The organism is Paenibacillus sp. JJ1683, from assembly GCF_053006485.1.
This window is the reverse complement of the sequence record NZ_CM129820.1, coordinates 2,538,794-2,553,347: the sequence shown is the minus strand read 5'-3', so window position 1 is coordinate 2,553,347 and position 14,554 is coordinate 2,538,794. Positions and strand designations below refer to the sequence as shown.

Here is a 14,554-nt window from a genome sequence, read left to right as displayed (position 1 = left end):
GTGCGAGCTCTGGCTGCTTGTTCTCCAGCAAGGCAGCATATGCACCAAACACTTCGTCCGTCATCAGGGACAGGCACCAGCCGTCCATTACGATATGATGGAAGCTCCATACAAAACGGTACGAGTGATCACCCGTGCGGAAGACAGCTACGCGCATGAGCGCATCCTTGCCTAAATCAAAGCCTCTGGCTTTATCCTGAGACACAAATTCAGCTACAGCCTGTTCACGCCCTCTGACATCCTCATAACGGAAGCTCGAATCTTTATGACGATAGACGATTTGCAAGGGTTGACCATGCCAGCCGCTGTAGAAATTCGTCCGTAATATCGCATGGCGACTAACCAGCAGCTTCAAGCTATCCTCGAATATGGACGGTGCAAAGTGGCCCTCAAGATCAAAGGTTGCCTGCTCAAAATACACGCCTGTTTCTGCATTCATCAAACTGTGGAACAGCATCCCCTTTTGCATGGGGGTCAGTGGGTACACATTTTCCAATTCCCCAACCGTCTTGGTCTGTTCCTTAATCGTATCGAATTGCTCCAGGGTCAGACCTTTGAACAGCACATCACTTGGAGTCAGTTCGGTCCGCTCCCGTGTCACACAATGCTCGATCACTTCAAGCAGATTGGCTTTCAGCAGATTGGCTAGCATTTCGACTGTGTCCTTACGGAAGGCTTTGCCATTATACCGAATGTCGAGTTCCAGGATGCCATTGGTTACGATTCCACTCACATCGAGCGCATATTTCAACTTCGTCCGGCCACTCACGACCGATCCCATCGAATAAGGAGACATGCGGATATCGCTGTTTGGCAAGTCTTGATCCAACTGTCCGAGGTAGTTAAAGCTTACTTGTGGCTCGGCAAAAGCTTGATGTTGACCAAGGTTCAGCGCATCTGCTTGCTGACCAATGGCTTGACCGGATTCACTCAAATATCTCCAGATTCCGTAGCCCATTCCTTTATTCGGGATACGGCGCAGACTCTCTTTGACCCGTTTGATGCGTTCCGACAAAGCGTGACCACGACCGATATCCAGCCACACCGGATATGGACTCGTAAACCAGCCTACCGTACGAGAAATGTCTGTATCCGGCAAAATGTTCTCCCGTCCGTGTCCCTCTAAATGAATCAGGCTGCGTTCATGCCCCGTCCACGTGTATAGCGTCATGCCTAGTGCAGTCAGCAGCAAATCGTTCACTTCCGTGTTGTACGCGCGGTGTGCTTGCTTCAATAGTTTTTCTGTCTCTTCTTCCGTAAGCTGGAAGACCACGGTATCCGTGTCAGCTAGGATAAACGGTTCGGCCTCCGCTTGATCCTCAGGCAAACGTACTTGGTCAGCCAAAGCGGTTGCGTTCCATTGCTCCCAGTAGGCGTATTCGCTGTCCATGGCTGCGCTATGCGCATACTTGAAAAGTTCTTGCGACCAGAAGCGGAATGAATCCGTTTTGTCTGGTAACTGAAGTACCTCTGCATGAATGGCCTGTTCATAGGCTACGGCCAAATCCTCGAATAAAATACGCCATGATACCCCGTCCACGACCAAATGGTGAATCGCCATCAGGAGATGATCCCCATCTGCACAGTGGAACAAACCAGCCTTCAACAGCGGCCCTTCTTGCAGTTGGATACTGCTTTGAATTTCACTGGCTTTCGTCTCCATGGCTGCGCTGAGCGTGGCTTCATCCGTCAAGTTCGTAAAGTCCACCACATCCAGGTGATACAGCTCACCCTCCTGTACTCCGCGGTTCCAGGCTTCATAGCCTTGCTCGGTCTTGCTGAACACCATCCGCAGAGCATCATGGTGCGCTATGAGTTTGCCAAGTGCCTGACGCAAAGCGGACTCATCAAAACCCTGCTCCCGGTGCAGCATCACCGCCTGATTAAAGTGATGTGCGTCTACTTGCTTCTGGGCAAAGAACCAATGCTGGATCGGAGACAAAGTTGTTTCCCCGCTCACTTCTCCCTGATCTACCCTACGACTTACCTCGTGCATATGCGGTGCCAGTGTTGCGACGGTTGGGTAGCGGAACAAATCTTTCATGTCCAGCTTGTAGCCTGCCTGGAACGCACGCGATACGATTTGAATCGCCTTGATCGAATCGCCGCCCAGGTCAAAGAAATTGTCCAAAATCCCAACAGTTGATACGCCCAGAATGGACTGCCAGATCGCTACGAGTGCTCGTTCTGCTACCGTACGTGGCGCTGCATACTCTGCACCGCTGTGCAGACTGCCTTCCGGTGCTGGCAGGGACTTGCGGTCGATTTTGCCGTTCGGTGTCAGCGGCATCTGCTCCAACCAGATGAAATACGACGGCACCATATAGCTTGGCAGCTTTTGTCCCAGCTCCTGTCTCAGCTCACTACTTCCAAGCTCTTGACTTGCAACGTAGTACGCCACGAGCTGGGTTTGACCCGTTTCGTCCGTACGGGCCATGATGACTGCTTCTTGTACGGACTCCACCTGCAGTAGCTGCGATTCGATCTCGCCCAGTTCGATCCGGTAGCCCCGGATTTTAATCTGGTGATCCATCCGCCCCAAATATTCAATGTTACCGTCCGGCATCCATCTCGCCAAATCGCCTGTACGATACATTCGCTCATGGCCTGCCTTGCCACCAGCGAACGGATGATTTACAAATTTCTCGGTCGTCAGTTCTTCACGTTTCCAGTACCCGCGGGCCAGTCCTTCCCCTCCAATACATAACTCACCCGGCACACCGACGGGCTGCAATTCCCCATTCGCATTCAGGATATATATTTGGGTATTCGCGATAGGGCGTCCGATGTTAATTTGTTGAGCATGGGTCAGTTCCTGTACGGTCGACCAAACCGTCGTTTCTGTAGGTCCATACATGTTATAAATCCGGGGACCGTTTATTTCTTGCAGTGCTGCGAGCAGCTTGGACGGCAGGGCTTCGCCCCCGACCATAATAGCCTTCACACCTTGCAACGCTCGGGAGCCTGCTTCATGACCCAGCAGCATTTGCAACCGGGACGGCGTCATTTGCAGCATTTCAATATGATGATGAGCAATCAATTCACCCAGCGCCTGAGGATTCACCTGATGCTGGTGGTCGCCAAGCACCACCGTCATTCCACCTAGCAGTGGCAGGATGGTCTCCAAGACGAAAATATCGAATGAAATGGTCGTCAGTGACAACATCGTTTTACTCGTTTCAAAGTCAATGACTTCGCGCATCCCTGTGATAAAGTTGAGGACGGAGCGATGCTGGAGCATAACTCCTTTCGGATTTCCGGTCGAACCAGAGGTATAGATAACGTAAGCCAAATGTTCTGGACGTACAATTGCCTCAAGGTTACTGCTTTCTCCCTGATACAATGCTGCATCCTCAAGAAATAGGGCATTGGCGTGGCAATGGTGCTCTTCTGCCAAATCACGACGGGTCAGAAGCACTGCGGCCTCGCTATCTTCCAGCATGTATTGAATACGAGAGGACGGAAATTCGGGATCGATCGGCACATAAGCACCACCTGCTTTTAGCACGGCCAGCAGACCCACGATCATTTCCACGGAGCGATGCACCATCAGACCGACCAGTTTGTCAGGTCCTACTCCCTGTGCTTGAAGCACTCGTGCCAGCGAATTCGCCCGTTCATTCAGCTCTCGATACGTCAGACGCTGATGTTCAAACACCAATGCCACCTGATCCGGCGTACACTCCACCTGCTCCTCGAACAGCTGATGGATCGTCTGATGAGACGGAAATGCACAAGTGGTATCATTAAAGGCCGCTGTAATTTGCTGTTTTTCCGCTGCTGTGAGTAGTTCCAGCTCTTCCACTCGAACATGCGGGTTGAGCGAAATTTGCTCCAAGAGACGCGCAAAATGTCCATACAGACGTTCAATACCTGCTTGATCAAAGCTGAGCGTGTTATACATAAAACGAATCTTGATGCCTTCACCTGGCATCACGACAACGTTCAGATCGTAGTTGGTTTCCTCTGTAGACACCACGTTTGAAATTGTGAAGGGATCCTGTCCATCACTGCCCAGTTGCTCTACCTGCTGCTCCACCGGGTAATTTTCAAATATCATAATATGGTTGATTAAATCCTGCTTCTGCTCGGTCAGTGCCTGGATTTCATACAGAGGGAACGCATCGTAAGCATTGGAAGCCAGCGCTTGCCGCTGTGTTCGTTTCATCAGCTCAACAAAGCTTTCGCCTGGTTCAGACTGCACACGCACTGGAATTGTATTGATAAATAGCCCGATCATGTGCTCCACACCTGGAATATCCCCTGGACGGCCGGATACAACACTGCCGAACACGACATCCGTACTGTTGTTATACTTCTGCAACAGAACGCCCCATACGGTCTGAATCAGCGTGTTGATCGTCACCTGATTTTGCTTCGCCACCCGTTCGATCTGGGCAACCAGCTCTGGCTGGAATTCGCAATCCAGATCTTCAGCGATATATTCCCCGTCTTGCATCGATTTCGGCTGTGCTTTTTGCTGTGGAAGCGTAATTTGCTGCTCGTAGTCCGCCAGATACCCACGCCAGTATTGCAGGGCTGCCTCACGGTCCTGACGTTCCAGCCATTCGATAAAACGACTGAACGGCGTGACTGGCTCCAGCACGGGCTCATCACCCGCACGCAGTGCCAGATAGCTACCGAATACTTCCTGGGTCATAAAGGACAAGCACCAGCCATCCATCAAAATGTGATGGAAGCTCCAAACAAAGTGGTACGTTTCATCCCCGGTTTGCAGGATGGAGATACGAAGGAGTGCATCCTCTGCGAGATGGAAACCTTTTGCTTTATCCTCGATAACAAAAGCTTCCACCCGAGCTTCTCGTTCCTCTTTTTCTAGTCCGCGCAGGTCTTCATAGTATAATTGTCCGCTGCGATGGCGGAAAACGACCTGCACAGGCTCATCCTTCCATGAGTTGATAAAGTTCGTCCGCAGGGCCTCATGACGCTGTACGAGCAGATCCAAGCTCTTACCGAAAGTAACCACATCGAAGCGCCCATTCAGCTCAAAGGATGCCTGCTCAAAATAAGCCGCCGAATTCTCATCCATCAGGCTGAAAAAGAGCATACCCTTTTGCATCGGTGTCAAAGCATATACATTTTCCAGCTCGCCCAGATCTCGCGTATCTTCCACCAATTGCTCCAGTTCGTCTAGCGTTACCTGTTTTAACAGCACATCACTTGGGGTCAGCACCGTTCTTTCTCGGGCAACACAATGGCTAATCACCTCACGCAAGCCAGATGCCAGCAGCTCTCCCAGCCGCTCCATCGTTTCATGACGGAACTGTGTTGTGCCGTAGCGGATCGTGAACACCAACTCGCCATCTTCGATTAATCCGTTGATATCCAGCGCAAAATCCATAGTCGCGTTCGTGCTGACAGGCACACCGATGGAATAGGATGAAGGCTGTAGATCGTTGCCTTTATAATCCTGATCGAATTGGCCCAAATAGTTAAAACTGATCTCAGGCTGAGCCTGTAACTGTACGCCTGCTTTCTCTAGCACATTTAGATTCGACAGGTAGCGTAAAATGCCATAGCCGATGCCTTTTTGCGGAATATGACGCAGCCCTTCCTTGGTCCGCTTGATCAGGTGAGCAGTATGTCCCCCTTCTCCCAGACTTCCATCCAGGACAACCGGGAACTGGCTCGTAAACCAGCCAACCGTGCGCGTAATATCCACATCCGGTACAATGGCTTCCCGTCCATGACCCTCCAGGTTGACCAATATCCGCTCGGAACCCGACCAGTCATACACCGCTTTTCCGAGCGCGGCTAGCAACAGGTCATTCATTTCCGTGTTGTATGCGCGATGAGCTTGTTTGAGCAGCTGCTCCGTCTCCTGCTTCGTCCAGCGAACCGTCACCACCTCACTGTCTCCGAGCCGTGCCTTGTCATTCGCAAAATCCTTCGGCAAAGGCTTCGCGAGGCTTGCTTCGGCTTGTTCGATATGCTGCCAGTAGGCCAGCTCCCGCTCCATCGTCGCACTGTTGGCATAGGCTGACAGTTGTTTGGCCCATACCTGGAACGAATCTGTTTTATGCGGCAGCCGAATAGCTGTGCCGGTTTGACCTGCAACTGCCTGCTCATAACCAGATGCCAAATCCTCCAGCAAAATACGCCACGATACACCGTCCACCACCAAATGATGAATGACGATTAATACATGGTCGCCCTCAGCACAATGAAACAGACCGAGCTTCACCAGTGGACCCGCGCTCAAATGAATGCTGGCTTGAATTTCACTCGCCTTAGCTTCAACAGCGGCAGATTCGTCTTCCACTCCGCTGAAATCTACAATATCCAGCGTGTATAGCTCGCCTTCCTCTACACTGCGGTTCCAAGCGACATAGCCCTGCTCCGTCTTACGGAATACCGTGCGCAGTGCGTCATGATGCTGGACCATACGGTCCATCGTACGGCGCAATGCATCGACGTCAAAGCCCCCAGCTCGGTACAGCATCATCGCCTGGTTGCTGTGGTGCAGATCAGCCGGCTGCTGCTCGAAGAACCAGCGCTGAATAGGTGTTAGTTCCACCTGGCCTACTGCCTCTTCCTGACTGGCCATCTTGCCATCGGTACGAAGCAACGGACTGAGTGCCGCTACCGTCGGGTAGCTGAAGAGATCCTTCATGTTCAGTCGATAACCTGCTTGTAGCAAGCGGGAGGATACTTGCAAGGCTTTGATCGAATCGCCGCCCAGCTCGAAGAAGTTATCCTGCGTGCCTACGGCCTCCACGCCAAGCACTGCGGCCCATACCGCAGCCAGTACTTGCTCCACCGTAGTACGCGGTTCCACATAGGCTGCTCCGGTATGAATGCTGCCTTCCGGTTCCGGCAAAGCCTTGCGGTCGATTTTGCCGTTGCTGGTCAGCGGGATCGTCTCCAGTCGCATCAGGCGTGCAGGCACCATGTGCGCTGGCAGTCCGGCTTCCAGCTCTGCTTGTACTTCCTCGATCCGCAGCTCGGCTTCTCCCGTGATGTATCCGCACAAATACTTGTGTCCACGCTCATCCGTCCGGTCGATGACTACAGCTTGACGCACACCCGGTACCCGCTGGATCGCCGTTTCAACCTCGCCTAGTTCAATCCGGTAGCCCCGGATTTTGACCTGATAGTCCATCCGGCCGATAAAGTCTACATTACCGTCCGCCATCCACCGCGCCAAATCGCCGGTGCGATACAGTCGTTCACCCGGTACATATGGATTCGCTATGAATTTCTCGGCCGTCAGGTCCGCACGGTTCAGGTATCCCCGTGCGACCCCGATGCCGCCGATGCATAGCTCGCCCAGTACGCCGATCGGCACCGGATTCAGCTGGCTGTCCACGATGTAGAAGCGTGCGTTCAGCCATGCCTGACCAATCGGCACATTCCCGCTGCTTGGCAGTTTCGACAGCTCTTCATCGTAGAAGCTGGAGTCAATCGCCGCTTCCGTGACGCCATAGCTGTTGATGATACGGATATCTGCGCCAAACCGTTCTTGCAGCACTCGGTAGTCCGTCACGCTGCAGCTGTCTGAGCTGGTGATCAGCAGCTCCAGACTGCTCATGTCCAGCCCGTGTTCATGCACATGCTGCATAAACGGTACGATCAGAGCCGGAGTCGATTCGAACACGGTGATTTGATAATCACGAATCCAGCCATATAGACGGCTTGGATCAATGCGATCCTCTTTCGGACAGATGACCATCGTGCCGCCGTTATAGAGCGTCCGTGCAATATCGCCGACGAACACGTCGAAGGAGAAGCTGGCCAGTTGCAGCAATCGGACTGGGAACTGGTTCAGACGGTAATCCCGGCGATACGCGGCAGCCGTGTTCACCAAGCTGCGATGCTCGATCATGACGCCTTTTGGACGCCCCGTTGTACCGGACGTATAGATCACATACGCCAAGTCTTGCGGCTCGTTGATACGTTCAATATCCGTGGTATCCCCGGTGTACAGCGACTCATCGTCCAGTGCCAATACAGTACGCAGACGCAGCCCAGTTACCGGTTCAGATGCTGCTTCGCTGTCAGACTTCGAATCTGCTTTCAAGCTTACGCCTTCATTCAGACGGTCTCTTTCCATCGTTTCAGCGCTAACCGCCGTCTCCAGCACACCCTCGCTCTTTCCTTCGCCCATAGCCCATTGGCTTTCCTCCAGCCAACCCTGTGCGCGCTCCTGCAAGCCGATTTGCGTGAGCAGCACCGTCGCACCGCTGTCCTCCAGCATGAAACGAATGCGCTCGGACGGATAATCCGCATCCAGCGGTACATAGGCGCCTCCAGCCTTCCATACCGCTAGTACGCCGACCAGCATGTCTACCGAACGCTCGCTCAAGATGCCGACAATCGATTCGCGTCCAATGCCTTCATTTCGCAATCTACGGGCCAGTTGGTTCGCACGCTCGTTCAGCTCACGGTACGTAAGCTGCTCCTCCTCGTATACAACGGCCACGTGATCCGGCACAAGTTGTGCTTGTTCTTCCACATAGGCGTGGAACAACAATTCCGATTCCTTTTCATCACTCCATGCAGCTACGCCTACTGATCCAAAACCATCGATGATGTTCGCTTTTTCCGCAGCAGTCACCAGCTCAAGCTCATCCACCAGTGCATCTGGTCGGTGAATCGCTTCTTCAATCATATGCAGCAAATGCTCACGGATTTGCTCTACAGCTGTACGTTCTAACACCTGCGCGTTGTACTCCAAATGGACATGGATTTCATCGCCCGGCACCACGGTGATGTTGAAATCATAGTTTGTTTGCTCTGACATGGAAGCATTGGCAATCGTAAAGCCATTGTTCCCGCGGCTACCCATCTGCTCCATGCGCTGTTCCACGGGGTAGTTTTCAAACACGATAATATGGTTCACCAGGTCCTGCTTCTGCTCGGTCAGGGCCTGAATTTCATACAACGGATAGGTTTCATAGGCACGGGAAGCCAGTGCCTGCTCCTGAATCTGCTTCATCAGCCCAGCAAATGTCATCTCTTTCTCACTGTGAATCCGTACAGGAACGGTGTTAATGAACAACCCAATCATTTTATCGATGCCCGGAATATCTGCTGATCTGCCGGAGACAACACTGCCAAATACCACATCCCGACTGTTGTTATACCGCTGTAACACAACGCCCCACGCTGCTTGCAGGAATGTATTGACTGTCACTTGCTTCTGCTTAACCAGCTTGTTCATCCGCTCCGTCACTTCACGGCCCAGTGTAAATGAAAGCTTGTCCGCTTCATATGCTTTAGCGTGACCGTCCAGCTGTTTGACCTGCGGCAATACGGTCTGCTGCTCAAAGCCCGCAAAATAATCGCTCCAGAACCGTTCTGCCTCCGCGTTGTCCTGTCGATCCAGCCATTCAATATATTCACTGTATGGCGTTACCGGGGCAAGCTCCGGCTTGCGGTCTTCAAGGATGGCAAAGTACGTATGAAACGCTTCCCCGACAACCAGGAACAAGCACCAGCCGTCCATCAAAATATGGTGGAAGCTCCATACAAAACGGTACGACTCCTCACCTGTACGTAAAATAGACACCCGCATCAGCTCGCCGGAGCTGAAATGAAAGCCTGCCGCTTTGTCACGTTCCGCAAAATCAGCAAGGTATGCGGCCTGCTCTCCTGGTTCCATCGAACGCACATCTTCAAACCGGAATCCAGCCGCTTTATGGCGGTACACTACCTGTAAAGGCTGCTCATTCCAGCCACTATAAAAATTTGTTCTGAATATTTGATGGCGATCCACCAGCTGATTGAGGCTTTCAGCAAAAGCCTCCACTTGGAAGCTGCCTTGCAGATCAAATGTCGCCTGCTCAAAGTACGCCCCGGATTGCGGCTCCATGAAGCCGTGGAACAGGATGCCTTTTTGCATAGGGGTTAACGAATAAATGTTTTCCAGTTCTCCCGCAGCAGCCGTCTGCTCTACAATATGATCCAGCTCTACAGCCGTCAGTCCTTGGAAGGACAAGTCGCTTGGGGTCAGCTCCGGCAACTCTTTGGCCACACAGTGAGCCAACACCTCACGCAAGCTCTCCTGCAGCAGATCAGCCAGTTTTTTAATCGATTTTTTCATAAACATTTTGTTGCTGTAGCTGATCGTCAGTTCCAGGGCACCGTCCGTGATCATGCCGTTGATATCCAGAGCGTACCGCTTGGTCAACGTGTCACTCATGGAAGCTCCGACGGAATAAGGAGACATGCGGAATGCATTCTGCTTCAAATCCTGATCGAATTGGCCGAGATAGTTAAAGCTGATTTCCGGCTCGGCCACAAAAGTGGCTTCTTCTGCCCTGTCAGCAAGATATCTCAAAATTCCGTACCCAATGCCTTTATGCGGCAAACGGCGTAGCCCTTCCTTGACGTTCTTGACACGCTGTCCCACATTCCGGTCCTCGCCCATATCCAAGACTACCGGGAATTGGCTGGTAAACCAACCGACGGTGCGCGTAATATCCATATCCGGCAAAATGGCTTCCCGTCCATGCCCCTCCAGATTCACAAGCACCTGACGGAGGCCTGCCCACTCCTGAACGGCTGTACCCAAAGCTGTCAGCAGCAGGTCGTTTGCTTCTGTATTGTAGGCCCGATGGGCTTGTTTCAAAAATTGTTCCGTTTCTTCGACCGTCCACGCTACGGTCAGTGTCCGATCATCGCGAAGCTGTGGTTTGGCCTGAGACTTACGAGTGTAATCCTTAGGCAATGCCTCTTGTGCAGCACCAGCTCGCTCCACCTGCTCCCAATACGCACGCTCCTTCTCTAATGCTACGCTAGTCGCATAGGTTGACAGCTGATCCGCCCACAGACGGAAGGAATCCGTCTTATTCGGCAAGCGGACAGACTCTCCCCGTACAGCCTGCTCATAGCCGGATGCCAAATCCTCCAGCAAAATACGCCAAGACACGCCGTCGACCACCAAATGGTGGATCGCCACCAACAAATGGTCTCCATCGATGCAACGGAACAGACCCAGCTTTACCAGCGGTCCTTCATGTAGATGGATGCTACTTTGAATTTCGCTAGCTTTGCTCTCCAGCAAATGGGCAAAGTCAGACTCCTGGGTATAATCCACCACTTCGAGGCTATACAGCTCTCCTTCTTGCACGCCACGGTTCCATGCTTCATAACCACCCTCTGCATTTTGGCGGAATACGATGCGCAAAGCATCATGATGCTCGATAATGCGTTGCAATGTTTGATGAAGCGCCGTTTCGTCCAAACGATCCTCACGGTGCAGCATCAGAGCCTGGTTATAGTGCTCAGGATTAGATGGCTGCTGTTCAATAAACCAGTGCTGAATCGGTGTCAAGGCCACGTTTCCTCTGACTTCTCCTTGATCGGACACGCGGGTCACCCGCTGCACCCGTCCGTTCAGCTCAGCAATCGTTGGATACTGGAACAGTTCTCTCATTTCCAGCTTGTAACCATTTTGCAGCAATCTCGAAGACACCTGGATGGCCTTAATCGAGTCGCCTCCCAAATGGAAGAAGTTATCCAGTACACCAATCTGTTCGATACCCAGTACAGATTGCCATACCGATACCAATATCCGCTCTACCTCATTACGGGCGGCTACATAATCCTCGCCGGAATCCACGCTTCCCTCCGGCTGTGGCAACGCCCGCCGATCCACCTTGCCATTCGGTGTCAACGGCAATTGCTCCATCTGTACAAAATACGACGGCACCATGTAACCTGGCAATTCCTGGCTCAAGGCGCTTCGTAGCTCACTTGCCGTAATATCCGCAAGGGTGACCACATATGCGCAAAGCTGTTTTTGTCCCTGCTCATCCTCACGTGCAATGACGACGGCTTCTTGCACCGCCTCCAGCTTCAACAGCTGCGCTTCCACCTCGCCCAATTCAATCCGGTAGCCACGGATTTTCACTTGCGCGTCGATCCGTCCTTTGTATTCCAACGTCCCGTCCTCATTCCAGCGAACCAAATCGCCTGTACGGTAGCAACGCTCTCCACTGCGGAACGGACTGTCTATGAACTTTTCGGCTGTTAAATCAGGACGATTCCGGTAGCCACGTGCCACCCCGTCGCCGCCGACGATCAGTTCACCCCATGCCCCCACAGGCTGAAGTTGCATGGAACGGTCTACGACATACGCTGTGGAGTTGTAGATCGGACGCCCGATCGGCACTGCTTCCGATTGCACGCCAGCAATCGCATGAGTTGTAGAAAAAGTTGTATTTTCCGTCGGGCCATAGCCATTGATAATCCGTAGGGACGGATGAGCCTCAAGCACCCGGTTAATGTGCGGTACGGACAGCACATCACCGCCGACCAACAGTTCTTGTACCCCCTCAAACAACTCCAGATCCTGCTGGGATAGCTGGTTAAAGAGTGGCGCAGTCAGCCACATTGTTGTAATACCATGGCTGCGGACAGCTTCCTTGAGCTTCGGAGCGTCCAAAATAACATCCTGACTTACCAGTACAAGCTGTCCTCCATTCAGCAACGCACCCCAAATTTCGAAGGTGGACGCGTCAAAGACAACGGCGCCGGTTTGCAAAATGCGCGTGTCAGCACCCAGTTGCGCATAGTTTGTATTTTTCACCAAGCGCACAACATTGCGGTGTTCTACCATAACCCCTTTAGGCTGTCCGGTCGTACCCGAAGTGTACATAAGATAGGCAAGTCGATTACCAAATGGATGTGCTCCAGTAGTACTGTCTACGACAGACGAAGAAGATTCCTTTAAAAGGTCATTTTTCAGATTTGAATAATAGGTAAAATCTGCATGACTAGCTTCGTTTTGTTCCCCATGCATATTATTTGCATCTTGACTATTCTCTGCCCCGTACACAGCGGCATCGCTCAGATCCAGCACAATTCCGGTGTAATCCTCCGGTTGCTGTTTCGCATGCTGCACCAGCAGCAACTCCGCTCCCGAATCTTCCAATAGGTAGCGCACACGTTCAGCCGGATAATCAGGGTCAATCGGCACATACGCGCCGCCCGCTTTGAGAATCGCCAGCATACCGACGATCATATCTGCAGAACGCTCAGCAACGATACCTACAGTTCGCTCAGTAGTAACACCGTGTCCGCGCAGCGTATGAGCCAGTCGATTGGCTTTTACATTCAATTCGCCATAAGTTAAATGAGCGTTCCCAGACACAACTGCTGTCTGATTCGGTGTACGTGCCGCCTGTTCCTCAAACAGCTCATGAATGCCTGCTTCGTATGGGTATTCCACTGCTGTAGCATTGAATACGTCGACGATTTCCGCACGTTCTTCCTCACTGATCAGCGACAATTCCTGTATCCGCTTGTGTGGACCCTGTACCATATGCTCCGCCACACTCAAAAATTGTTGAATAATTCGAGCAATTTCCTGCTCACTAAACAGCTCGATACGATAATCCAGGTATAATACGAGTCTATCGTCATCCAGCATTTCAACCATGTGAATATCGAAGTCATTCACTGTATCTCCGCAGAAATCGTTATCCACCTGCTGAATCGCTTCATCAAAACGGGAGAAACTCAAGGTACGGTACTGAATAGATGCCCCAAATAGACGCTGGATGTCCAGACTGCTTTGCTGTTCGCGTAAATCTTGAATAATTTTGTTGTACGGGTAACGCTGATGCCGCAAAATGGACGCCTGCTCCTTCCCTACACCCTGCAAGAAGGCCAGCAGTTCGGATTCCGGTTCGACCAACAGACGAGTAGCCACGGTGCTGACGAACATGCCGATGGTATCCTTTTCTTTCTTAGACGTACGGTTGGCATAGAGAGTCCCTACGGTTAAGTCCTGCTCACCCGTCACTTTATGCAAATAAATATACAGAGCCGCCAGGAAGAACGTGAAAATACTGATTTTATGTTCCTCGCAAAAAGCCGTAACACCACGATACAATTCATGCTTCATTATAAAACTCTCCCGGCGTGCAGCTGTGCTCAGTGTCAGCGGGTTATATGATTTTAAGCCTGTGGTCTCTGGCAAATCAGCAAACTTTTCCGTCCAATACGTCTTGTCCTTTTGATAGCGATCAGATTGCTCATAGCTTTGCTCTACCTGAATAAACTCTAGATAAGGATTGCCTTTGGTCGGTGCATCCTGACCTGTACCATGCACAATATCCATATAATGTCCAGTGATTTCATTAATGGCCTGATTCATGGACACGCCGTCCGAAATAATATGATGCATTTTAAAATTGAACCAGGTTTCTTCTGCCCCTAGCTGTAAAATAACAAATCGGTACAGCTGCGAATCCAACAATGAGAACGGTTGTGGATTATGGCGCTTTAACCATTCATTCGCTTCTTCCGGGGTTACTTGAAGCGTTTCAATATTTTCCGCTGTAAACGGCTCTACATATTGATATGGGATTCCATCCTGAGCAGTGATTTTGATACGGAAAGAATCGTTTTGGGCAATCACTCGGTTCATTGCTTGCTGCAATGCATCTATACGAACAGTTCCTCTGATTTTTACAGTACCGATAATGGTTGAAGTGTTCCGATGAGGATACAAAAGCTCCGTATACCAAATACGTTGCTGTGGCTGGCTTAAGGAAAACAATTGAACATCTTGCTGTGTCAT

At 51.6% G+C, this 14,554-nt stretch carries 1 protein-coding gene (only partly in view); it reads right to left on the bottom strand.

Going from position 1 to position 14,554, the window contains the following annotated elements:
* Positions 1 to 14,554, bottom strand: partial view of a non-ribosomal peptide synthase/polyketide synthase gene (locus ACUC6J_RS11225; RefSeq protein ID WP_447250205.1) — the 5' portion only. Its footprint begins 27,827 nt before the window's first position; only the first 14,554 of its 42,381 coding nucleotides appear in the window; the start codon lies at positions 14,552 to 14,554; its stop codon lies beyond the left edge, outside the window.